The organism is Marinilabilia salmonicolor JCM 21150 (assembly GCF_000259075.1).
Classification (GTDB): domain Bacteria; phylum Bacteroidota; class Bacteroidia; order Bacteroidales; family Marinilabiliaceae; genus Marinilabilia; species Marinilabilia salmonicolor.
On the sequence record NZ_AJKI01000065.1, the window covers coordinates 1 to 24,602 of the forward strand.

Annotated in this window: 20 protein-coding genes; 8 read left to right on the forward strand and 12 right to left on the reverse strand. The window is 41.4% G+C overall.

Features of this window, described 5'->3' with window-relative positions; all coding sequences use genetic code 11:
• Window positions 1-185 precede the first annotated feature (185 nt).
• The 6 genes from W7W_RS0121100 to W7W_RS0121125 form a co-directional block, all read right to left on the reverse strand.
• Window positions 186-1,109: an energy transducer TonB family protein gene (locus W7W_RS0121100; protein WP_010665597.1), complete on the reverse strand. Its 924-nt coding sequence runs from the start codon at window positions 1,107-1,109 to the stop codon at window positions 186-188.
• 5 nt (window positions 1,110-1,114) lie between these two features.
• Complete coding sequence (locus W7W_RS22625) at window positions 1,115-1,516, reverse strand: nucleotidyltransferase domain-containing protein (protein WP_010665598.1); 402 nt, start codon at window positions 1,514-1,516, stop codon at window positions 1,115-1,117.
• Window positions 1,489-1,782: a HEPN domain-containing protein gene (locus W7W_RS24095; protein ID WP_081485213.1), complete on the reverse strand. Its 294-nt coding sequence runs from the start codon at window positions 1,780-1,782 to the stop codon at window positions 1,489-1,491. The genes W7W_RS22625 and W7W_RS24095 overlap by 28 nt, the downstream gene beginning before the upstream one ends.
• 145 nt (window positions 1,783-1,927) lie before the next feature.
• Window positions 1,928-2,320, reverse strand: a complete 393-nt coding sequence (locus tag W7W_RS0121115; protein WP_025007327.1) for an ExbD/TolR family protein — start codon at window positions 2,318-2,320, stop codon at window positions 1,928-1,930.
• A gap of 57 nt (window positions 2,321-2,377) precedes the next feature.
• Window positions 2,378-3,079, reverse strand: a complete 702-nt coding sequence (locus W7W_RS0121120) for a MotA/TolQ/ExbB proton channel family protein (protein WP_010665602.1) — start codon at window positions 3,077-3,079, stop codon at window positions 2,378-2,380.
• Between the two features lie 97 nt (window positions 3,080-3,176).
• Window positions 3,177-3,434, reverse strand: a complete 258-nt coding sequence (locus W7W_RS0121125) for a hypothetical protein (protein ID WP_010665603.1) — start codon at window positions 3,432-3,434, stop codon at window positions 3,177-3,179.
• 929 nt (window positions 3,435-4,363) lie between these two features.
• Between W7W_RS0121125 and W7W_RS23035 the strand changes: the two genes are divergently transcribed.
• The 3 genes from W7W_RS23035 to W7W_RS22645 all read left to right on the forward strand — a co-directional run bounded on the left by W7W_RS23035 (window position 4,364) and on the right by W7W_RS22645 (window position 8,970).
• A complete protein-coding gene (locus tag W7W_RS23035) occupies window positions 4,364-5,779 on the forward strand; it encodes a sensor histidine kinase (RefSeq protein ID WP_010665604.1) in 1,416 nt (471 codons plus the stop codon).
• A 186-nt stretch (window positions 5,780-5,965) separates the two neighbouring features.
• Window positions 5,966-6,532 carry a Crp/Fnr family transcriptional regulator gene (locus W7W_RS22640; protein ID WP_010665605.1) on the forward strand — a complete coding sequence of 189 codons (567 nt, stop codon included), beginning with the start codon at window positions 5,966-5,968 and terminating at the stop codon, window positions 6,530-6,532.
• 71 nt (window positions 6,533-6,603) lie between these two features.
• A complete protein-coding gene (locus W7W_RS22645; RefSeq protein ID WP_010665606.1) occupies window positions 6,604-8,970 on the forward strand; it encodes a beta-glucosidase in 2,367 nt (788 codons plus the stop codon).
• A 260-nt stretch (window positions 8,971-9,230) separates the two neighbouring features.
• Here the strand turns inward: W7W_RS22645 and W7W_RS0121145 are convergent, their stop codons facing one another.
• The gene (locus W7W_RS0121145; RefSeq protein WP_081485214.1) at window positions 9,231-9,953 is read right to left on the reverse strand and encodes a pentapeptide repeat-containing protein; all 723 of its coding nucleotides are present in this window, start codon (window positions 9,951-9,953) and stop codon (window positions 9,231-9,233) included.
• Window positions 9,954-10,277: 324 nt separating this feature from the next.
• Between W7W_RS0121145 and W7W_RS23040 the strand changes: the two genes are divergently transcribed.
• From W7W_RS23040 to W7W_RS0121170, 5 genes are all read left to right on the forward strand, one after another.
• Entirely contained in the window at window positions 10,278-10,859 is a 582-nt protein-coding gene (locus tag W7W_RS23040; RefSeq protein ID WP_157202520.1) for a TetR/AcrR family transcriptional regulator, read from the forward strand.
• A 6-nt stretch (window positions 10,860-10,865) separates the two neighbouring features.
• Window positions 10,866-12,383, forward strand: coding sequence for a TolC family protein (locus W7W_RS0121155; protein ID WP_081485215.1), 1,518 nt, complete (start codon window positions 10,866-10,868; stop codon window positions 12,381-12,383).
• 163 nt (window positions 12,384-12,546) lie between these two features.
• The gene (locus W7W_RS0121160; protein ID WP_010665610.1) at window positions 12,547-13,539 is read left to right on the forward strand and encodes an HlyD family secretion protein; all 993 of its coding nucleotides are present in this window, start codon (window positions 12,547-12,549) and stop codon (window positions 13,537-13,539) included.
• A 403-nt stretch (window positions 13,540-13,942) separates the two neighbouring features.
• Window positions 13,943-15,124: an ABC transporter permease gene (locus tag W7W_RS0121165; RefSeq protein ID WP_010665611.1), complete on the forward strand. Its 1,182-nt coding sequence runs from the start codon at window positions 13,943-13,945 to the stop codon at window positions 15,122-15,124.
• Window positions 15,125-15,134: 10 nt separating this feature from the next.
• Complete coding sequence (locus tag W7W_RS0121170) at window positions 15,135-16,355, forward strand: ABC transporter permease (protein ID WP_010665612.1); 1,221 nt, start codon at window positions 15,135-15,137, stop codon at window positions 16,353-16,355.
• 32 nt (window positions 16,356-16,387) lie between these two features.
• Here the strand turns inward: W7W_RS0121170 and W7W_RS0121175 are convergent, their stop codons facing one another.
• The 5 genes from W7W_RS0121175 to W7W_RS0121195 form a co-directional block, all read right to left on the reverse strand.
• Window positions 16,388-18,745, reverse strand: a complete 2,358-nt coding sequence (locus W7W_RS0121175) for an ABC transporter permease (RefSeq protein ID WP_010665613.1) — start codon at window positions 18,743-18,745, stop codon at window positions 16,388-16,390.
• A 399-nt stretch (window positions 18,746-19,144) separates the two neighbouring features.
• Window positions 19,145-21,475 carry an ABC transporter permease gene (locus W7W_RS0121180; protein ID WP_010665614.1) on the reverse strand — a complete coding sequence of 777 codons (2,331 nt, stop codon included), beginning with the start codon at window positions 21,473-21,475 and terminating at the stop codon, window positions 19,145-19,147.
• A 104-nt stretch (window positions 21,476-21,579) separates the two neighbouring features.
• Window positions 21,580-22,278 (reverse strand): ABC transporter ATP-binding protein, encoded by a 699-nt coding sequence (locus tag W7W_RS22655; RefSeq protein WP_025007257.1) that lies wholly within the window; start codon window positions 22,276-22,278, stop codon window positions 21,580-21,582.
• A 163-nt stretch (window positions 22,279-22,441) separates the two neighbouring features.
• The gene (locus W7W_RS0121190; RefSeq protein WP_199898130.1) at window positions 22,442-22,807 is read right to left on the reverse strand and encodes a four helix bundle protein; all 366 of its coding nucleotides are present in this window, start codon (window positions 22,805-22,807) and stop codon (window positions 22,442-22,444) included.
• Between the two features lie 187 nt (window positions 22,808-22,994).
• Window positions 22,995-24,245: an efflux RND transporter periplasmic adaptor subunit gene (locus W7W_RS0121195; RefSeq protein WP_010665617.1), complete on the reverse strand. Its 1,251-nt coding sequence runs from the start codon at window positions 24,243-24,245 to the stop codon at window positions 22,995-22,997.
• Between the last annotated feature and the right edge of the window lie 357 nt (window positions 24,246-24,602).

Consider the following 24,602-nt stretch of genomic DNA (forward strand, 5'->3'; position numbering starts at 1 on the left):
GATGAATGCCTTAAATATCAAGGAGTTTAATGATTGTATAAATATTTTGTCATGTACTTAGATAAATTACACATTTTTAAAACATTATGGTTCTCATTAGATAAATGATCACTTTAGTCTTAAAAGAAATAGCCTTTTGCGATTAGATTTGAAAATCCCTGGACGTTCACTATCCGGTAAAACGTTTACTGTAGATTAAAATGATAAGTAATGGTTCCTTTCTGGTATGCCGGCGCATCTCCATCGCTGTTAAACCGGGCTTTTAAAGCAGCCTGACGTGCCACTCGCCACAGATATGAGTTTTGGGTGGTGGTTCCTTTTAGAATAGGCTCAGCACTCACCACATTTCCATTGCGATCAACGGTAATCTCAACGACCACTATTCCTTCTTCCTGGATATTGTACTCAGGTTTGGGAAGAGATCCACTCAGACTACGTCCGCTCAAATCAAATCCGGTTCCGCTATCTCCTTTTCCGGTTCCGTTGTAAGTTCCGACGCCGGGTTCTCCACCTAATGCTCCCTGATTCCCGGAACCACCTGCTTCTCCCTGTGATGAATTGCTTCCATCCGACTTACTAAATGCATTGGAAACATTGTTGCGGGCTTCCTGCGCCTGACGCTCCTGCTCTTCCCGCTTCCGGCGTTCTTCCTCCAGTTGACGCTGACGCTCTAATTCCTCCTGACGCTGACGTTCCTCTTCAATTCGTTTTTGTCTTTCAATCTCTTCCTGACGCTTTCGCTCCTCTTCCAGTCGTTTTTTCTCAGCTTCCTGTTTGGCCTTCTCCTCTTCGCTAATTGAAGGGGCCTCCTCAAAATCCTGGGTGTTCACCGCTTCATCCGAGGTTTCCTCGGTAGTTGCAGGCGGAGGACTCACCGGTTCGGGCTGACTAACCGGAGGCGGGGTATTTTGTTCTCCCGAGGGATTATTGCGGACAGGTTCTGAGGCCCCCCAGCCTGTATCTGAGTCACCAAAATCGACCAATATCCCCTCTTCCTCTCTTGGAATACTGGAAAGGCCCAGGATCATGAGCAATATCAAAATTACTGCATGAAAAATGGTACTACCTATTACTCCGGCTCGCTTATCTTTTTTTGATCGATTTTCCATTTATACTATTCTTCCTTTTCATTGTATTTAAAACCACCATCGTCATTCAAAACATTCGCTTTAGAACACCCCTTTAACCAGTACTTTGGATCTTTATCTTTTATCTCAACACCCGTCTTTATTATCTCTGCAGCAAAGGGGTTTGAGAAATTAAAATCTCTTTTACCAATTGGATGGGGTTCAATTCGAACATCAAAATTTGCAGGAAGGGTCATCAGTTCAACCTGTAAATTAAAACGGTCTTCATCAGACAATTTATCTAAAACCATTGCCAGATCAATATCACTTTCCAACTTATCATTCCCTATTGCATACGAACCAAAAAGATAGACCTCACATAAATCATCTCTATTTTGTTTGACCAAAGCAATAAAATCTCTTATCCTTTTATTTGTTCCAGAATCCATATCCTTAAATCTTTTATTACCTCAATCCAATCTTCAGTAAACTTTGAGGTCCACGTTTTCTGAAAACTTCTTTTATAGTCGTCGTATAGAGCATTTATGTTGAAGGCAGAAATGGTAACTAACCTATGTTTCAAATCTTCATCTACGCTAATCTCAGCACGTAGAGCCAATCTCAATAGGTTATGAACAAAGGGTGGATGTTCTTCTTTTTTTTCCACATAATAGGCTTTCAACAGTTTTTCAATAACAAGATGACCTATAAACAACGCCCAACTATACCTTCAGGCATCATACATAACAAACATTGTTTCAAAATCATCCTCCGCACAACTCAACCAATAGTTTATTACCTTTTGTTTATTGAAAGTGGGTTCCAAATTTGTCCTCTTTTTTTAAACTATTCACTGCCGTTTACTTTGCGCGGGTAGCCAAAATCAGCTTATACTTATTGCGTTTGGCAATATTCATCACCCTCACCACCTCTTTCATGGGCACATTCTCATCCACATGCAATGAGATATAGGTCTCAGGATTCTGTCCTACTTTTTCCCTCAGCAACGGCTCTATCTGACTAAAACTAACCTGCCGTTCCTCCACAAAAAATTTCAGATCACGGGTAATCGAAACCGTTGTCAGCGGCTTGGCTGCCGTCTGATTCTTACTCTGAGGCAACAGCAATTTTAATGCCGTAGGGTGTACCAATGTGGAGGTGATCATAAAAAAGATCAGCAACAGAAAGACCACATCGGTCATCGACGACATACTGAATGTTGCATTTATTTTACTTCTCGACTTTAAAGCCATGGTTCTTAATTTCTTTCCATTAATCAATTCGGCCAAATCCGGCCTGTTCTTCCTTCACTACCGTACAGGCTCATTGAGCAGGTCCATAAACTCCATGGTGCGGGCTTCCATTTTAAAAACCACCTTCTCCACTCTTGCTACCAGCCAGTTGTAGGCAAAATAGGCGATGATTCCAACAATCAGACCCGTAACAGTGGTCACCAATGCGGTATAGATACCTCCGGCGAGCATATCCACTTCAATGTTGCTTCCGGCATTGGACATTTCCCAGAACGATTTAATCATACCAATAACCGTACCGGTAAACCCTATCATAGGCGCACCCCCTGCCACCGTTGCCAACACAGGCAAACCTTTCTCCAATCGGCTCACCTCCAGGTTCCCCACATTTTCGATGGCGGTATTCACGTCATTGAGTGGCCGTCCGATTCGGGTAATCCCTTTGGCTATCATCCTGGAAACAGGGTTGTCGTTAGACTCACACAGTGCCAGGGCCGATTCAATTTTGCCCTCATGAATGTAATCTTTGATGCGATTCATAAAGCTCTTGTCCTCACGGGAAGCTCTTTTAATGGCAAGATAACGTTCTATGAAAATGTATATGGCAATAAAGGAGAGTAAGAAAAGCGGAATCATAATCCACCCTCCCTGCATTACCAGTTCGATAAGATCAATGGTTACTTTTTCTTCACCTTCGGCAAGTTCAGCCCCTTCAGCAACAGCCTGACCTGCCGCCTGCATCATCATGAAAATGTTCATATCCTTCAGTATCTTAGTTAATCAGTTTACACTATTTTGCAGGCCAAATTAGTGATTTTTTTGCCAACACTGAAAAACAAGAGTGAAGAGTTTTACACTAAAAAACCATTTCTTTCACTTCAACGCCTTCAAGCTTCTTCATCGCCCTAATCAGCAGCTCTGCTTTTTCATTATCAGGTATCAGCTGAAGAATAATGATTCCTCCCTGAGAACAATTGGTCCCGTTGGTATTGTGTAGCCCCAGTCTGGTTTTAATGGAACAGCCATAACGCGTAAGAATTTCCTGAACCTGCTGGGCTTCGTCAAACCGGTCCTCCACATGAATTCCGATAATGTGTTCTTTTGGTGTTGCCATGATGAGTGATTTTTTGGTTATAGGAAAATTATAAATCTGATCTTTTCATAAAAAAGCAGGTTACGGATGATATTGTTTCAATTCGTATTTTTAAATTTAATAATCCTCTCCTACAATGTCAAAAGCCCTTTCCGGCCAATGGCCCGTTTTCTCAATGCTTTCAATCATTCATCCAAATTTTCATGGTTTTAGGAAAAAAGAATAGAAAAGATATGTACACTTTCCCCTGATCATGGCTCTAGTGTCAAGTCAAGTGAAGAATGTCGGGTAAGCCGCCGCTATTTTTCACCTTGTGCAAATCAACAAAAAAGTAAGCATAGCCATAGCTACGTGAGTCTTTTTTTTTGAGAAGCACAAGGTAGAAAGAGCAAGGTTTGGCCCGTCAGACTATGCTTGACTTGACACTAGCCTGCTTTATTCATGAATTATCGTTATGAGATGTTCAAATATCAAGAAATACAATCAACCGCAGATAAAATGGATGCAGGAAATAATGAAACGAGCAAGTTTGCGAGTTCAATACAACCATAAAAAATAATAATAAACCGTATTAATTATTTTCAAATCCATTTTATTGAGGACGGTTGTATTTTGCAGATAGTTAGACATTGGAATAGGTTATTTGTGAATAATGCAGGCTAGCACCCTTACACAGTAGTTCATTTATTTTTTGGATGCTGATTTAGTGAAGCTCAGATATCAATGGCCATTTTTAATCACCTTCTTTTTCCGGGTTTTGTTTATTACTTTTGAGGAAACGAGGAAAGAGAGGGGAGACAACTCCAGCCCCGGGGCATTGTCCGGGCTATTACCCACAGGCTTTCAGTCTGTTTACATCTCACCTGGTATTTGTATAAGGCAGATTAGATGTACTGAAAAAGGCATAACTTGAATAACGATTCTTCTCGAAATGGATATTTAAAGAGAATATGGATAAAAACCAGGTAGATATACAGAACGACTTTGAAAAGTATTTAAAACAGGTTTTTCTAAAAAACCTCACCTACATATTGGTAGCCGGCTCTTTAATCCTGCTTTATTACATGTATTCAGACTTCATTGTAAGAGAAAACCTGCAAGCTGCTGCTACCAGGCTTCTGCCCTTATCCTTAATCATCACCACTCTTGTTATCCATTTAGCAACCCCCAAAAAGCATCACCAACTAAAATCAGTTTTGTACATAGCAAGTTATGTAGCCCTTCTGATTATGATGTTTATCAAAATTCTTATTCATCTACACCAGGAAGCACTGGCTCCAAGTGTTACCGGAACGATATTGGTCATTTTTGTTATTTCACTGGATAATAAGTTTATTACAAAAATCACCGCATTTATATATGCACTACCGGCAGTTCTGTTTTCCATTGTTCTTTTTGTATGGGGGCAGCCAAGCGATAAGGAGTTTTTCACCATCGTTGACATATATCCGATTTTAATCTTGGGTTTCATTATCAACCGGATTCAATACAGACTTCGATTCCGGCTTTTCAAATCAAACCAACTGTTAAAACTGGAAAAAGAAAAAACCAACTGCCTGTATCAGAAAACCTTAGAGATCAACAAAGAGCTGGATAAAAAAGCCAGGGAAGCCATTATCATCAAGGAAGAAATACAAAACAAGAATGAAGACCTGAATAAAAGTAATGCTACCAAGGATCGTTTTCTGGGAATAATTGCACATGATCTGAAAAACCCCATTAGTGCTATTTGGGGGTTATCAGATGTATTATTGTACAAAAGTGAAGAAATAGAAGTGGAAGAGACACAAACATTGCTGTTAACAATCAATAATTCAGTAAAACATACTTTCAGGCTTCTGGAAAGTTTACTGCAATGGGCCAGGGCACAAGACAAAACCATTCCTTTTGAACCTCAGCCAGGCAATGTCAAAAAAATAGTCGACAAGGAATTGGAAACATTGCGCAGCCAGGCTAAAAACAAGTCCATTTGTATCTCCAATACAACTCCAACGAAATTGACAATAAGTGCAGATTTGCAAATGTTGCAGACCATAGTGCGCAACATGGTTTCAAATGCTATCAAGTTTACTTTCCCAAAAGGACAAATTACCATCGATGGACGACAAGTTAATATTGACAACCAAAATTATACGGAAATTACTATTCGCGACAATGGAATTGGAATGACCAAAGAACAGGTTGATCAACTCTTTGTCATCAGGAAATATTCGTCAACCAAAGGGACCAATAACGAGGATGGCACAGGACTGGGATTATTGCTGTGTAAAGAATTTATCGATATGCATAAAGGGAAAATAAAAGTGGAAAGTGAACCTGATAAAGGAAGTTGCTTTTCATGTTTATTCCCTGCACAGGAAAACTAATACTATTTGTAAATTACCATACCATTGAAAAGAGTTTATACTGAATCCTAGTCGTCGCGATACTTTTTGAAAGACAAGGATTATTTGTAAAACGAAATCCGGCAAAGTTCATAATCCGGGCTGAAAAAAGATTCCTGAAAAAGGCAATTTCTATTGAATAGTTAAAGATTTAAGCCAAATTCACACATGTGCTCATTAAAACAAGTCATAACCGACATCACCCCCCTTTCTGATGAAGCTTTCGCTGAACTTAAAAGACTCACCACCACCAAGAGTCTGGAGAAAAACGATTTTGTATTAAAGCAGGATGCCATCTGCAGACACATCTATTTTGTTAATACAGGCATGATACGAATTTACTATCTCAAAAATGGCCGCGATGTCACCGAATGGTTTGCCTGCGACAGACAGTTTTGCTTCTCCATCACGAGTTATTTTCATGAAGTCCCAAGCAAGTTAATAATCCAATGCATTGAAGATTGTGAAATCACTTATCTTCCGAAGTCCGGACTGGAAAAGGCGTCTGATGAAAACCTGGAAATCAGCAGGTTTTACCGTTCCTTATTCGCCGGTTCACTTATTGGCTCCCAGTTGAGAATGGAGTCCATACAATTTGAGACAGCTCTCCAGCGTTACCAGTCTTTGATGAACAACAACCCGGAAATAATACAACGAGCCCCTCTTAAGTATATCGCTTCGTTCCTCGGTATTACCTTTGAAACATTAAGCAGAATTCGTCATCAACTTCATTAATTGACATTTATCAATTGAACCATTTCTGGTTTCTGTTTTTTTTGTAAAACAATACTAAAAATCAGGTTATCATGAAAAAAATTTTTACTATCGCGGCAGTTTTGTTTCTGGTAGGAAACTTATCAGCCCAAAAGTCCAAAGAAAACAGTATCGATAAGATGATTGAAAAATTAACGCTGGAAGAAAAAATAAACATCGTTGTGGGTGTTGGCTTCAATATGCCGGGGGTAACTCCGGAATCAGAAATGGTTGAAGAAAAAGTTCCGGGAGCAGCAGGTCACTCCTTTGAGATTGATCGCATCAACCTGCCAACCACCGTATTGGCTGATGGTCCCGCGGGAGTACGCATCAATCCTGATCGTCCCAATGACGACCACACCTATTATGCAACGGCTTTCCCGATCGCTTCGCTAATGGCCTCCACCTGGGACAAAGAGCTGATGCAGGAGGTTGGTCAGGCCTTCGGAAATGAATCCAAAGAGTACGGAGTGGACATCCTGCTGGCTCCTGCCCTGAACATTCATCGTCATCCGCTTACCGGAAGAAACTTTGAGTACTACTCAGAAGACCCGGTGGTATCCGGAAAAATGGCGGCTGCTTTTGTCAAGGGCGTTCAGAGCGAAGGCGTGGGAACCAGCATCAAACATTTTGTGGCCAATAATCAGGAAACCAACCGGACCACAGTGAATGCCATCATCAGTGAACGAGCATTGCGTGAAATCTACCTGAAAGGCTTTGAAATTGCTGTGAAGGAAGCACAACCATGGACGGTGATGTCGTCTTACAACAAAATAAACGGTGTATATGCATCGCAACGTCATGATCTAATCACCTCCATTTTGAGGGGCGAATGGGGTTATGAAGGATTTGTCATGACCGACTGGTTTGCCGGAGATGATGCCGTAGAACAAATGAAAGCCGGAAATGATCTGCTAATGCCGGGAATAGAAAAACAAAGAGAAGCAATCAAATCAGCCATTGAAGACGGATCGTTATCAATGGAGATCCTCGACCAAAATGTGGGACGCATCCTCAATATCTACACACAAACCCTTTCGTACAAAGGATACAAACCATCCGGTAATCCTGATCTGGAGGGTCATAAAACTCTTGCAAGAAAAGCGGCTGCTCAGGGAATGATTCTGCTTGACAATAAAGACAACACTCTGCCCTTGAAAAAAGAGAATAAAACAGCACTTTTTGGTGTGGCATCTTATGAAACACTTATCGGAGGTACAGGAAGCGGCGATGTGAATAACGCCAGTGAGGTTTCCCTTCTCGAAGGTGCCCAAAGCAACGGAATGAGTATTGACGAAAAACTGGCCAATACTTATCTGGAATACATCAAAGTTGGCATGGAAAATCTCCCTCCAAAAACATTCTTTATGGCTCCCGACCAGCAGGTGAGTGAAAAAGACTGGACACCGGAAGAAATAAAGCGGATTGCTGAAAGAACAGATCTGGCTGTTTACACCATCGGAAGAACATCAGGGGAGTTTCAGGACAGAAAAGTGGAGAATGATTTTCTTCTGAATGAGAACGAACTGAAAACAATAAAATTACTTTCAGACACTTATCACTCCAAAGGTAAGAAGGTGGTTGTGATACTCAACATTGGAGGAGTCATCGAAACGGCTTCGTGGAAAGAGTTGGCCGATGCTGTCCTGCTGGCCTGGCAACCAGGTCAGGAAGCAGGTAATGCCATCACCGATGTACTCACCGGAAAAGTGAATCCATCAGGAAAGCTGACCATGACTTTCCCTGTAAACTATAAAGATCATAAGTCCTCAGAAAATTTCCCTGGCAGAGAATTCGACCTTCCCCCTGTTGGAAACATCAGTTTCATGGAAGCCAGGCCTGCCGAGGTAAAATATGAAGAGGGTATTTTTGTAGGATACCGACATTTTGCAACCAACAACGTAAAGCCGTCTTATCCTTTTGGCTACGGGCTTTCCTACACCAATTTCGATTACAGCAAATTGAAAGTCAAGGAGAAATCCGGGCTATACGAGGTGAGTTGTACCATTAAAAACACCGGATCTACCGCCGGGAAAGAGGTAGTTCAGCTTTACATCTCTGCCCCTCAGAGAGATTTACAAAAACCTGTCAGGGAGTTAAAAGCTTTTAATAAAACCAAACAGCTAAAACCAGGTGAAAAGCAAACCATCACTTTCAGTTTGTCGAAATATGATTTGGCATCCTATCACACCGAAAAATCTACATGGGTTGCTGAAGAAGGGACTTACAAAATACAGATTGGTGCTTCTGTTGAAGAAATAAACCTGGAAGAAACAGTTGCTTTAGAAAAAGATGTGGTGGTTTCGGATATTAAGAACCAGTTTGAAGAGGTTGACCTAAAACTGGAAGAGAAAGAAAAAGAGTATCAAAAGGCTAAAACAACGCTGCACAAATCTAATGAAAACACGGACATTGATTAAATTTTAAATAGTGTTTGTCTATAAAGTCCAATTTGTGCGTTGTTGCTCAAAATCTATATCCTCAAATACACTAGTATTCTGCGGTTTAGATTTCTCACACGCCTTGAATTTGAACTTTCTATCTCAAACACTTGAAAGACGCTTAGTTTCTGAACAGACACAGCTCCAGCCAGAAACTTTCCCGACTTTATAGACGGGCACTAAATAGTGAGGGTTTCACTCGAAGTGAAGCCCTCACTTATTCAATAATCCAAGCCTATTCACTTACGATTGCTTAAAATATGAGAATACTTCTGATCTACTTCCCCCTCAAACTGAGCCCCTTCAAAAATCACATCTCCTGAGTATTTTGTATATTTAAAATCTACCTCTTCGTAGAAATGCGCATTACTGAACATTGCTCCATCAGGAAATTTGGCATATTTAAAACTGGCCTCCTCCACAAATGCTGCTTCATGAAAATTTACAAAACCGGAGAAATCAGCATACTTAAAATTGGCTTCATCCTGAAACCGACATCCCATAAAGCTTGTTTCTTTGCGGAACTTTGAATACTTAAAATTAGCTTCATGAGAGAAAATATTGTTGTTAAACACCACCTCTTCCGGAAATAGCGAATACTTAAATGACGTCTCACCATTGAAAGTACAATCAATAAATGTGACAGGCTTCTCAAAATCTGCCCGGTAGCATCTATCCGAATAGTCCTCGCAATAAAAAGCCAAAACATCGTCGGTGAAAGTGCAATTCACAAAGGTCAGTTCCACCTCCACATTGCTAAAAAAAGAATCTTTGTTGCCCCGCTCCTGCTGCCGGTTTTCCAGATTGGTTAAATCAAGTTCCCCTACCACTTTTACGCCTTTAAAGTTTACGGCATCGCCCCGGTTAATCATAACTATGATCTCGTCTGCGTTTATGGTTCCCTGTGCAGAAAGATTCAGGGTAACAAATATTCCAAAAAGAAAAATCAGTGTCTTCATCATTTCAGAGTATTAAGTTATATTAAGAAATATCACAAAATAGTACGACGGTTTATTCATCTGACTTGTTACAGCAGCATTTTCTTTATTGATTATTCATCCGTTTAGACAAAGAAATATTATCGCTTTTCCTTTGCCCCTGAGTCCTTTTTTGATACTCAATAAAATGAATTCTTCGTTGACTCAAACGCTTCTTCCTTTATTTTCCAAATCATGGAGTTAATCTTGCTAAATATATGTTAAAAGACCATCGTAGATCAAGGTAATTCGGAAAACTATTTCTTATTTCGCAATTAATAAATGAACATTCATTCATTAATTGCACGAATGGCACGTATCACAGATCAGAACAAGATTGAGCGGTTAAAACAGTCCACTATGAAACTGGTGGTGGAGAATGGATTTGGAGGAGCATCAGCAGCCATGATTTCGAAAGACGCAGATGTGGCCACCGGATATTTCTACATGCATTACAAAGGAAAACAGGAAATGGTCAATGCCATCTTTCAGGAAGTTTACCAGGAAGTCATTGTTTATTTTGAAGAATTGGAGGAGGACAAAGCTTCATTTTCGGAAAGTATCGAGAACATTATTCACCGTTTTGTCAAACTGGCCAATGCAGAGCCCATAAAAGCAAAATTTTTATACGTCTTGTCAAATGATTACAGCTTTGCCATTGACCCTATCATAAGGGAAAACAACTTCCAGGTCATTAAAAAGCTGAAAGAATGGGGCCAAAAAACCAATTGTCTGGATCCTCAAATCACCGAAGATGATTTATACCTCATCCTATTCATCAATAGTCTTCAGTACATCAACCAACGATTTAAAAAGAGTCAGGAAGATGTTACTATTTCCAAAGCCGAGGAGAAACACCTTTTCTACCTAATAACCAAGTTTTTAAAATAACGCCTAATGAGATTAGAAAGAGTAGTATCAGAACTTTTTTGCATGCTGTTTCTGTTACCCGCAATAACCCTTGCCCAGGAACCACAACTGCTGACTTTCGAGGATGCGCTACTGATGATGTCGGAAAACAATCCTGCATTGAAACGTCAACGGGAGGAAATCAGGCAACGGGAGTTTGAGATAAAATCCCGTCGTGGACTGAGGTACCCCACAGTTGCCCTAAATGCGCAGGCAGTATCCATGTCTGATCCGTTGCACCTCGACCTCACCCCTGTCAGAGATGCCATCACCCCGCTGTACAACACACTGGGGAATTACGGCGTTTTCAGTGGTGTGCCTAACCCCGATCCGGCTACCAATCAACAGTTTCCAACTCTCCCCGATGCACAAAGTACGGAGGGGGTTCGCCAACAACTACTGGCAGCAGAGGAAGAGATCAAAGCAGCAGAATGGGATAAAATGATCCAGAAGAAAAATTTTGCAGTAGTATCGGCGGGATTTGTATGGCCCCTGTATGCAGGCGGTAAAATCAACGGTGCCAATCATGCAGCCGGTGTGAACCGGGAAATCAGCAAAGAAGAACTGAGACATACCGAAGGCCGGCTTCTGACTGAGCTGACCTCCAGATATTACGGACTGGTGTTGGCCATGGAAATAGTGAAGCTGCGTGAACAGATGCTTGAGAGTATGAATAATCATTACCATGATGCTTCCAAACTTTTCGAGAATGGCATGATTGCAAAAGTGGAATTGTTACATGCAAAAGTATCCAAAAACGAAGCTGAACGGCAACTAAAAGAAGCCCAAAGAAATATAGAGATTATCCGCTCGGGATTAGCAGCCACTCTAGGGAATGATTCATTGCAACAAGTAATGCCTCTAAGCCGGCTCTTCATCAATAAAAACATTGAGAGCCTCAACTACTGGATTGAAACTGCTAAAATCTCCAACCCCCAGCTAAAGCAGATTGATGGGAAAAAAGAGTTGGTCGAAATAAAGCACAAGATTGAACGGAATGCTTATCTGCCCTCCATTGCGGCCATGGGAAATTACAACATTGCAGATATAGATCTTTCCCCTTATACACCGCAATGGCTTGTTGGTGTAGGTCTGAAGTGGACATTATTTGAAGGAATGACACGCAGAAACGATTTAAAAACAAGCGGCACACTTAAAAAGCAGGTGGAATATGCCAGACAAAAAGCCAATAATGACCTGACGGCGTATCTCACAAAACTTTATAATGAACTGCAAATGCAGATGGAACAAAAGAATGACCTGGAAACTACTCTGGAACTGGCCAATGAATACTGCTCCAGCACAGAAAAGGCCTTTAATGAGGGATTGGCCAATTCGACGAAGGTTGTGGAAGCGCATTCCAAAGTAATCCAGGCAAAAGTTATGAGGCTAAAAGTATTATACGATTATGATGTGGCCTTGTCGCTTTTTTTCCAGACTACCGGGACACCACAGCAATTTCTGAATTACAGTCTGGGGGAGAACACCATTCTTGAGTCGCTCTAATTTGATTTATTCATAAATCAGTCTAAAAACGCTATTCCCCGGAACAGTAATATTACAAAACAATAAAATCCAATACGACGAAACGGGCCTACCAATGCAAATATCCAAAAAAAACAGATCAAGGACGTTTCATTCGATCAGCAACAAAATAAATTCTATACTCATGAATAAAAAGACGTTAAGCACCGTCATTGTCGTGGCAACCATAGTTGCTTTCATCGTTTATACCTTCATTACTATTCTCACACCAGAACCATTAATACTTCAGGGTGAGATTGAAGCACAACAATATAACATTGCATCCAAAGTTCCGGGAAGAATCAGTAACGTGGCGGTTGAGAAGGGAGAAAAAGTAGCAAAAGGGGATCTCATATTTTCGATCAGTAGTCCGGAAATAGATGCTAAGCTCGCCGAGGCAAATGCAGCCCGCCTTGCTGCTGATGCACAAAACAGAAAAGCACACAAAGGAGCGCGCGAAGAAGACATTGCAGCTGCCTACAGCGTTTATGTAAAAGCAGAAGCGGCTGCACAGTTTGCGGAAAAAACCTTCTCACGCATCAGCAATCTTTATGAGGATGGTGTTGTACCGGAACAGAAACGCGACGAAGTAGAAACTAAAATGAAAGCCGCCCGGGAAACAGCCAATGCCGCCAAGCTGGTTTGGCAAAAAGCAGAAAAAGGGGCCCGTGAAGAAGATAAAACCGCAGCTGAAGCCCTGGTTAAAAGAGCCGATGCAGCCATTGACCAGGTAAAAGCTTACCTGGATGAAACCACCATCCATGCCATTGCCAACGGAGAAGTCTCCGGTGTGAATGTAGAAAAAGGGGAGCTGGTTTCAACAGGGTTTCCGGTTGTAACACTCATTGATCTCGACGATATCTGGGTCACTTTCTATATTCGTGAAGATCTGATGAGTCACTTTAAAATGGGGAATACCTTTGAAGCTGGTTTACCTGCCTTTGGTGGGGAAAAACACCCATTCAAAGTCACTTATATAAGCCCATCAGGAAGCTTTGCCCGCTGGAATGCGACGAAGACATCAGGAGAATTCGACTTGAAATCGTTTGAAGTGGAAGCTCGTCCCGTCTCACCAATCGAAGGCATGAGGCCCGGAATGACTGCTGTCGTAAATTTTTCTGAAATGGAAAAAGAATGAAACATGTTCTCATTGCCCGGAACATAATATCCCAAAGCATTTAGCCTGAACTATTCATAAATTATCTATTTCAATGTTCAACTACCGGCTAAATACAGGCGTCCTTAATAAAATTGACTTGAAAATAAATTATTATTCCCTTCATCAATTTTCATTGCGGTTGCCCGTATTTATTAGTATTTGAACATTTCATGACGAAAACTTATGAAACGAAGTTCGACGAAGTCAATAGACCAGGTTAGGAATCTTAAAAAATAAATCTCACACGGAAAAAACGTTCATGATTTTTGAATCATTAAAATCACAAAAATGAATGTTTAAAAAATATGCGAGAGCGAAGCGGTTCCAATCACTCTCAAATTTTTAATTATTTTTTTATCAGATAATTACGAAATCTTAAACGATGAAAGACCGGAATAAACATCCCGTAATAAGTGTCATCGGCAGAGAAACTGAACGGATCAGAAAAAATCATGCCTACCGTTTTCTGTTGTTCAGTGGCCCTGCAATCGGCATCCTGTTGCTATTCTTCATGTTCCGGGAAGGGGTTGCCAGGGATTTCTCAATCGCTGTAGTGGATAAAGATCAATCGGTGTTGTCCGTTAAAATAAGTAATGCCCTTAATGCAGCACCTGATGTGAATGTTCATTTTAAACCAACAGACCTTTTTCAGGCCCGCCAACTGTTGGAAAAAGGTTCTGTGGATGCTATTGTTCTGCTTCCTGATAATCTGGAGAAATCAGTTTTTCAGGGACTCCATGCTCCTGTGCCAATTTACATCAACGGGACTAATGTATTAAAAGCCGGAATTATTCAACGGTCGGTGCTTACTACCTTGAAAACCATATCTGGCGGGATTCAACTAAAAAAACTCCTTCTTTCAGGAAAAAATCAACAGGAAGCCATTGCACGGGTTATACCTGTAAGCCTGGACAAGCATGTGTTGTATAACCCCTACTCCAACTACAATTACTTTCTCAATTCGGCCCTTCTGTTTGTGATGCTTTACCTGTTCACGTTTCTGTCGTCGATTTATACCTTTGGCAATGAACTAAAACGGGGAACCGGTCTCGATCTGCTGGAAACAGGCGACCACAGTGTCCGCCTTGCCATGCTTGGAAAAATGCTTCCATACACCGTCATTTTCTCGGGTTTTTCCATATTTATCAATTATTTACTTTATGTCGTGGAAGGATTGCCACTCAATGGCAATTACCCTTTTATCTTTATCAGTCAGCTCATCACCATCATAACCTATCAGTTGATGGGCATGATGCTAGTGGCAGCCACCAGTAACCTAAGGTTGTCCCTGTCTCTTGGGGGAGCCTATGTTATGATGGGCATTACCTTCTCAGGATTAACCTTCCCGGTAGAAGGGATGCCGCTTTTGGCCCGTTATCTCACCTACCTGTTTCCTTTCACCTGGTGGGAGAAAATTATGATCTCACAATCATTCCGTGGCGCAGGGCTTGAAGAAGCATACCCCTACTTATGTTTCATACTGATCTTCACAGTAATTTCCATCGCATTTTTACCACTCTATAAACGCCGGTTAGCAGAGGAAAAACATTGGGGAAAAAAGTAAAAATTCAAAAATGCAAAAGAAAAAAGAAAAAATAAATAGTTTTGAACTTACAGCCCGGCATTTGCTGCAAGAGTTGAAGTCCATCTACTCGGATAGCGGAGCTTTGCTGATTCTTGTCGGAGCCATGATTATATACCCTGTTGTTTACTCCATTGGATATTCCAATGAAGTACTCACCGATTTGCCTGTGGGGGTAGTAGATTTGGATCAAAGCTCTCTGAGCCGGAAATATATCTCAATGCTTGATGGTACCAGAGACGTAGCGGTGACCATGGAACCGGCAAGTCTCAAAGAAGCCGAAGAACTATTCCTTTCCAACAAAATCACAGGAGTAATTCTTATTCCCCAAAACTTTGAAAAAGACATTCTGCAGGAAAGACCAACCAACGTAGCTATATATGCTGACGGCAGCTATTTCCTCAAATACAAGACCCAGTACATGGCAGCCTCCTATGTCAATGCTTATTTTTCGGGAGGGATCTCCATCAAGCGATATATAGGAGAAGGCCAGTCTTTTCGCCAGGCAGGTATTTCAAACAATCCTCTGGATATCCAGACACATCTTCTTTACAACCCATCTTCTTCGTATGGTAGTTTCATCATGCCGGGACTCATCATCCTCATCATTCAACAAACGCTTTTGATTGGCATTGGCATCATGGGGGGCTCTTTCTCTGAATCAAAGAAATCACTTTTCTTTCTTCCCAAAAACAAGCGAATAAAAGAGATCCTTCCACTGGTTTTCGGTAAGGCAGGAGCGTATCTTGCTATTTCGATGATAAATATTGGTCTGGCAGTCGTTCTAATACACGACTGGTTCAGTTTTCCGGACAAAGCAAATATGACAGATATGATGATGTTGTTATTTCCGTTTCTGATGGCGGTAATATTTTTGGGAATAGGATTATCCACCCTCTTCAAACATCGCGAATCGTCCATCGTATTTATGATGTTCCTCTCTCCCATAGCCTTGTTTGTGAGCGGTATATCCTGGCCGGTATCAGCAATGCCCCAATGGCTGGTGGAACTGTCAAAGATATTTCCAGGTACTACGGCCATCCCCGCTTACCTGAGATTGCGCATTATGGGCACAGGCTTAACGGATGTAAAAAATGAATTGCTGTTCCTTTATGGGCAGGCTGCACTCTATGGGGTATTGACCATTGGTTATTATATTTTCAGAATCCGGAAAAATTCTGTAACCAAAAACAATTACCAATTAAGAGAATGAAGACATTACCATGATAATGTTCTTCCTTCTCTCTATTCATTCCTTAGCGCTTCCACAGGATTCCTGATTGCAGCCCACCAGCAATTCCAGCTTACGGTAATAGCTGCCACTGCAAAAACTATCAGACCAGTAGCAGCAAAAATCCACCAACTCACAGATGTATGGTATGCAAAATTCTTCAGCCACTCATGCATGCCCCACAAGGCAAATGGGATCGCCAGAAGAAACGAAACAGCCACCCATTTCAGCAAACCTTTGTTTAGCAGAACGATCACCTGAAAAACAAAGGCACCATTCACCTTTCGGATGCCTATTTCTTTGGTACGGCGCCGAACCGAGTAACTTGAATAAGCAAAAAGTCCGCTTACGGCAATGAGCACGGTAACTATAGAAAACCAACCTGTTACTGCCAGCAACCGTTCCTCAGAGCTATATTGCTCCCTCAACTGATCATTCAGAAAAAGAGGCTCAAAAGCGGGCCCGGGATAAATAGAGGAAAAAGTTTTATCTATGCCGTCCATGACCTCCAATGCCCTGCCTTCTTCGTATTTCACCAATAAAAAACGATGATGATGGTCTTTGGGACTTTGCATAAAAAAGGCAAAGTTGCCAACCTCATCGTAAAGAGAATTATAGTGAAAATCATCCACTACCCCACTAACGAAAAAGTCTATCGTCTCAGGAGAATTGCTTTCTGCACCGGGAAAGTTTCCCGCAACAATGTCTTCATGAGAAAATGATTTCCGAAGCACATTATAAAATGATTCATTAATAAAAATAGAAAACTCCTGATTTTCATTGAATACCTCTTTAACCTCAATATCCAACGTGTTTATGGCATCAGGATCAACCATTGCAAACTTGAAAGGATAACTATGATTGCCCAGTTCAAGATTCAGATCCTGAAGCCGAAACCCGGGATAATGCTGGGCCGTTGCTACATTATTAACGCCAGGCAGTTTAAGTACTTCCTCTTTGAGTACATTTATTTTCTCATTACGTGGCCCCGAAACTCTTACCACAACAATGTTTTCAGGACTGAAACCAAGGTCCTTTTCACGAATAAAATCAAGTTGTTTGTTCAGCAATAATCCAAATGCAATCAAGCCTGCGACTATGGTAAACTGAAACATCAACAAGGGTACTGAGCTTTTCAATCTCCTTCCCGAAAATCCGGATTTCTTAACCACATTTTTTAAATCGCTCAGTCCGGTTACCAGTACAATAACCCCAGACAAACCAATAAGAATACAACAAAAGCCAGAATCACCGAAATCAATTGACCACCCGGCAAACAGGCTGGTTACTAATTCATGCGACAACTTTACAGCTATCACTGCCAGTACCCCTCCAATAAAAACAAGAAAGACTATTCTCCAAAGATGATACAACCAGATCCGGCAATGGGAACTTCCCAAGATTTGCATGATGCGGGACTGTTTCTCATTGGTTTCCCGGATGGTGACATTCATTACCAGAAAATTAAACAAGGCTGTCAGAAACAAAAGAACACCCACTATCAGCAAAATATCCAGATGCGATTGCCTGACTCCCAATGAAATATCCCTGATAAGTCCGGGAGTGAAATGAACTTCACTGAGTGGCTGCAACTTAGACTCAAAAGCCTCAAGTGGAGGTCCGTGAGCACCTCCAATGAGTGGTTCCAGCAAAGAATTTAACCTGCTGGTTAAAACAAGTGCATCTGAGTTGCTGTAAAGCCTCAGATAAACAAAAGCACCATAAACTTTCATCCCATCGATATGGTTCCGTGTTTGTTCATAATGTCCAAACTTCGATAAGATCATATCGTATTTCAGATGAGAATTCTCCTGATGGCTGCGGATGACACCTACCACCCGGCAGCCTCTGTTCTGATCCTGATCCTGTGCATTGTATTTCACCTCCACCATTTTGCCCAAGGGATCAGTATCTCCAAACAAATTCGCAGCAGTCTGTTCGCTCAACAATACCGTATTGGGCTCTTCCAAAGAAGAAACATCACCGGATTTCAGCTCAATTCCAAAGAACTCCATAAAACGACGATCCCCATAAACCGGGTCTTTGATTCTTACTTGACCGTCTCCATTCAGCAGATCGAATTGCTCATCGTTTTTATAGAACGTAGTATAACACTCGATTTCAGGCTGCCCCCTCAACGCCACATCAAAGGCAGAGAAGGTAGAAGCCCAGAAAGTGCCATTGTCAATGCGACTGTTAATACGATAAGTTCGGTCAAAACCTTCCACATGCCGATCGAATGAGTTGTGATACCCGACAAAAGAAATGATCACCAATGCCACAGCCATGGCCACTGTCAGACCTACGAGATTGACCGTTACAAAGAACTTTTCTTTCAGCAAGTGCCGAATGGCTATCTTTAAGTTTATCATTGGTGTGAGGTTAGTTGATGCCTAAACAGTTTCTTCTGTTGACCAGAATTTTATAGTCAGTTTTTGATAAGAATTCCTGAGATGTCAATCATCAGTCTAATAGGTTATACTACTTTCGTTATTAGAATACCAGATGTAAGTCAAAAGACCTGGTGGTGTTTTAGTGGAATGAAGAACCTCTTCGCCCGCCTGGATAATATCCTAATAACACGATAGATACGCTCATGATCGGGCCAAAAGGTGTCAAAACCATTCTCATAATCAATGTAAACAACTATATGTAAAAAGAATAACAACCCTACAGCAAGACCGAGAATATTCAGCAGTGCATGAAATCTATTCTTTCTTAAATGATTAATCGGATATCGGATATAATTAAATTCATATACTTAAAATTTTCTATTCGTATCGTAACGCTTCCACCGGATTGCGATTAGCTGCATGCACACTCTGAAAAATAACAGTCACTATTGCAACAAAAAGAATGAGCAGTCCTGCCAGCATAAATATCCAGATACTCACATCAATACGATAAGCAAATCCCTGCAACCACCTGTTCATTAAAAACCATGACAGAGGAATAGCCACTGCAAACCCTGCAAGTCCGGTAATCAGAAAAGGTTTTATTAAACGGCCTACAATACTCGTGACAGGCTCTCCCATGCACTTGCGGATACCAATTTCTTTAGTCCTCTGCTCTGCCATAAACATGATAACCCCAAGTAATCCCAGAACAAGTACAATGACGGAAAAGACGGAGAAGATCCATACCAATGCCTTCAGGTTTCTTTCAGGTGCCAGAATTCTATTCATCTCCTGATCAAAAAACCCATAATCCATCGGAATGTCGGGTTCAATTTTTCTTCCCACATCCCGGATCTGACTCAATGTTTCCTGAATATCACCTCCGCCTGTTCTAATCACCAGATAATTGATGGACCATTCATCAATGAGTGTTTTAAGTGCAAGTGGTTGAATTTCTTTAGAAAACGAGTTGAAGTGAATATTTTTCATTACCCCTAAAACCCGAAAGGTGGCCCCGTAAGCTTCCAGGGATTTCCCCTCAAAACTATCCCAGCCAATAATATTGGCAAAAGCTTCATTGATTATCACTCCTTCCTGATCTGGTGTTCTGAAGAAAGTTCCTTCTTTCATTTCAACACCAATGGTTGCCATCATATCTTCATCTACGCGCCAATCAGTAACCAAAGGTTTAAACTCCGGATCTTTGCCGGCCCAGTTCCAGCCTTCCCCATTGTTACCTATCCTAAACGGCAGATAGGACATCACAGCAGCCTCTTCAATATTTGTTATTCTCCTGACTTCCTTCTTAAAAACCTTGTATCGATCTTTGAGTCTTCCTTCCAATGGGATGTATAAAACCTGCTCCTTATCAAAACCCAGGTCCATCTTTTGTAAATAGGCCGTTTGTCTCGAAATAATCAGTGTCGAACTAAGCAACATTAGCGAAACGAGAAAAATCACGGTGATTAAAACATTTCGAAAAAGCCCTTTACTCTTTGTTGACTTTTTACCTGATTGCAGTGTGCGTGCAGGTGAGAAAGATGTCAGGAAAAAAGCAGGATAGCTACCTGCTAAAAAAACGGTAGCTAAGTAAATCAATCCTAAAATCAGAAGAGGTTGCCACGAAAAAATCACCAGCGGATCAATGGTTTTTCCAATAAAACTATTAAAAACAGGTAACGCTGCTGCAGTGATGATTACAGCTATTAAGAATGCAGCCAGACAGATAATTGCGATATCAGCATATATCATCCGGATAAGACTTTGACGTGTGGCACCCAGGGTTTTCCTCAATCCTGTTTCCTTAATCTGTTTAAGCGACCGGGCAGTATTCAGATTAATAAAATTCAGAGTGGCAGCCAGAAGCACCATCAGAGCAATGAGAGAAAAAATATGAATGTTACGAATATGGTTTTTTTCATACAGATAGTCATTGGCAAACTGATATGCTCTCAGGTAGTTGGTTGACTCAGGCATCTCTTCCTGAATCCTGTTGGTAATTGAAGATGCAACTTTGTCGAAATCCCCCGGTTCACGCAGAAGCCCATATGTAATAAAGCTGTTATTATACCATGTATTCAGATAGTTTTCGCTATTGAACAAGTTTGATAAGTTACTCATAGGCATTAGTGCAGAAAACTGAATGGATGAGTTCTCCGGAAGATCTTCAATAACACCCACCACGGTTAAATCAATACTGTTGTTGTATTCTATTATCCTGCCTACCGGATTGTCACTGCCAAAAAACTTTTCAGCAGTACTGCGGGTCAATACTACTTTGCTCTTAACATCTTCCTCGCCCCGTCCTCCAGTCACAAAAGGGAAAGACATAATATCAAACAAGGAATAATCGGCAAATGCCACCTTCTCCATATATTTGGCTTCTCCAAACTCCAGAAGGTATTCATTAAACGGTGGCCGGTAACGGCTGATGGCCACGATTTCCGGATATTCATCCCGGATTGAGGGCCCTACAGCCGGGGGACATCCATCGAAGGATACTTTTTCCTGACCTCCCTCCAGAAAGGCATGAACTACAAAAGTCCGGTCTATTTTGTCATGAAAACGATCATAACTCACCTCATCGATAATCCAGAAAAAGATAAACATGACGCATATTAGTCCCACGATAAGTCCCGAAATCCCCAAAAGAGCTGCCGTTTTATTCTTCTTCAGTCGCCTGATTGTTAACAATATATTTTTCATCTTCGAACGTTCTTTTTTAACTCAGAAACTATTGACATAATGAGCTGGCTGAGTCCCTCCTCTCCATGCCCCGCGCCATGCCCTTTAACACCATGCTTACGGCACTACAGCAACATCTCACCCAGCTCTTTCTTAACCTCCTCGGTTATTACCTGACCATCGAAAAGGTTTACTACACGGTGTGCAAATTCAGAGTCGTGCAATGAGTGCGTTACCATCACGATGGTAGTACCTTCGCGATTGAGCTCAGTGAGGAGATTCATAACCTCCAGGCCGTTTTTGGAATCCAGGTTACCAGTGGGCTCATCGGCAAGAATCAGTTTGGGATTGGCAACAACGGCCCGGGCTATGGCAACCCGCTGTTGCTGACCTCCTGAAAGTTGTTGAGGAAAATGCTTCCTCCGATGACCTATTTTCATCCGTTCCAGCACCTGCTCCACCCGCTGTTTTCGTTCTTTAGCTTTCATTTTCAGATAAATAAGCGGCAACTCAACATTTTCGAACACATTGAGTTCATCAATCAGGTTAAAGCTCTGAAATACAAAGCCAATATTTCCTTTTCGCATGCTGGTGCGCTGACGTTCTTTTAAGCCACCCACTTCACTACCGTCGAAAAAATATTCGCCGCCGGTAGGGTTATCGAGCAACCCCAGAATGTTAAGCAATGTAGATTTGCCACATCCCGACGGGCCCATAATGGCCATGAATTCTCCTTTCTGAACATGCAGGTTTACATTGTTCAGCGCACTGGTTTCAATCTCTTCAGTGCGAAATACTTTGGAAAGGTTTTTTGTTTTTAGCATAATTAAAAAATTTGCATGGGGCAAAGGGCCTGGGGCATAGCGTATCTCCCATAGTTTCACTTTCCCTTCATTTTTTGCTCCTGTTTATTACTCAGTTGGTTTCATTAAATAGCATGGGGATTAGGGCATGGGGCAATCACCCATAATACCATTTTTCCTTTATTCATTGCTTCTTTTTATTATTCATAGTTTCTAAAATTCTCTTCCTAAAACAGGATATCTTCCTGCTAAGAATATCCAATTCATTTAGCATTATATTCAGACAATCATCATCTATATGTTTTCGTTGTTTGGCGACAAAAGCGAGATTGGCGGTTTCAAAAACAGACCTTCTGGCGATATTTAAGAAGTTTGCAAAGTCTTTATCTGAAAAAGAACCAGACCCCTCTGCGATGTTATTGGATATACTTAGAGAAGCTGCTCTTAATTGTTCAGCAAACCGATAACTTCTTGCATTCCCTAATTCTTCAGCTAAATCAAAGAACTTATCATTTAGAGCAATAGAATCTTTCCATATCTCTAAATCCATAAACCTGAATTGTGACATAAATAATTGGTTTTAGGTTAAACAGTATATACAAGTTTATGAATTTAATCTCTAAAATCACTGAACACCAATCTATATCAAGTCACTCCATGCACTCTGCCCCATGCTCTTTGCTCTCTGCCTTTTCATTCGTCTCCTCCCCTTAGGGGAGGTTGGGTGGGGCCTCCTCCTATCTCAGCTCCAACCGCTCATTCTCCCCAAACATTTCATAACCCGAGGTGATGACCTGCTCTCCAGGCTCAAGCCCCTCGATCACTTCATAATAACGGGGATTTTGCTTGCCAATTTTGATGTTGCGGCGCACAGCTTCAGTACCCGACTCGTTGAGCACAAACACCCACTGTCCTCCTGTACTCTGGAAAAATCCGCCTCTTGGAATCATAACAGCTTGGGTGGATTGTCCGAGCTGAAGCTTCAAATGATAGGTCTGACCGGTGCGGATATACTCAGGTTTTAAATCATCAAAAACCAGATCAATCTCAAACTGACCGTCCCGAACTTCAGGGTAAACCTTTTTCACGTGCAGATTATAATCCTGGCCGTTTCGCTCAATGGAAGCCGGCAAATCCCTTCTTACTTTATCGATGTAATGTTCATCCAAATTGGCTTCTACCTTATAGTCCGACAAAACATGCACCATACCGATGCGTTGTCCCTGAGAGACAGACTGGCCGATCTCGGCATCCAGCATTCCCAGCTGACCGTCAACAGGAGATTTAACCTCAAGATTATCCAGCCTTTCGCGCACCAGCCCCAACATCTGACGCATCTTTTGCAGGTCTGTATCCAGTGTTTTCATATTGGTCATCAGCATGATGGAGTCGTTCCGTGCTTTCAGACGGTTTATTTCCAGCAAACCCTCTTCATATTCATAATCCTCTTTGGCTTGCAAATATTCCTCCCGTGAAATCAGCTTTTCTTCATACAACATTTGTGATTGCTCGAAATTCCTTTTTTTGCGCTTCAATCGAAAACGATTATCCAGCAGACTCTTCTTTGACTGAATCATCTCAGCTTCAAAACTGATGCGGGTATTTCGCAGGTAATTTTCTTTTTCTGCCAAAGATGCTTCGCTATTGAGTATGGTCTGATACAGTTGCCGATTCTCCAGCTTTAGAATGACATCCCCCTTTTCTACCATCGCTCCCTCTTCAATAATTTTCTCCACAATCCGTCCCCCTTCAATGGCATCCAGATAGATTGTGGAAATGGGCTCCACCTGACCGATAATCGTGATGTAATCATTAAACATTTCCTTTTCCACCATTCCAAGGGAAATTTTCTCTCTATCCACACGCATTACAGAACTGTGATCGGCCCATATTATCTGATACAACAGAAACAGAAAAACCACTGATCCCAAAGCAATGTAGATATGCTTCTTCTTAAATCCTTTTTTCTTTTCTATAACTCTGTCCATTGACATATTTTCAATTTTAAATTAGCTGATGAGTGGATGAACTGGTGAGTGAAGAACCATTCCACCTTTATACCACGCTCTATGCACTTTTTTCATCCACAACCATACCAAAAGAATTTAGCCCCTTATTATCAGACAACTACAACTACCACACAAGCCGAGGGTGTAAAAAAAACATACGTTCACCTGTAAAATATTTTGACACATCTTTGCATTCGGTTAATTTACCCGATACATTTGATCTATCAGAAGAGCTAAAATTAAGAGGCTGAAGTTTCACAGGCAGAAGGAAGAAGTGATGAATCCTTATTTTTTGGCTTATCATCCAAAGTCAAGCCCCAACAAACCCGACAACGC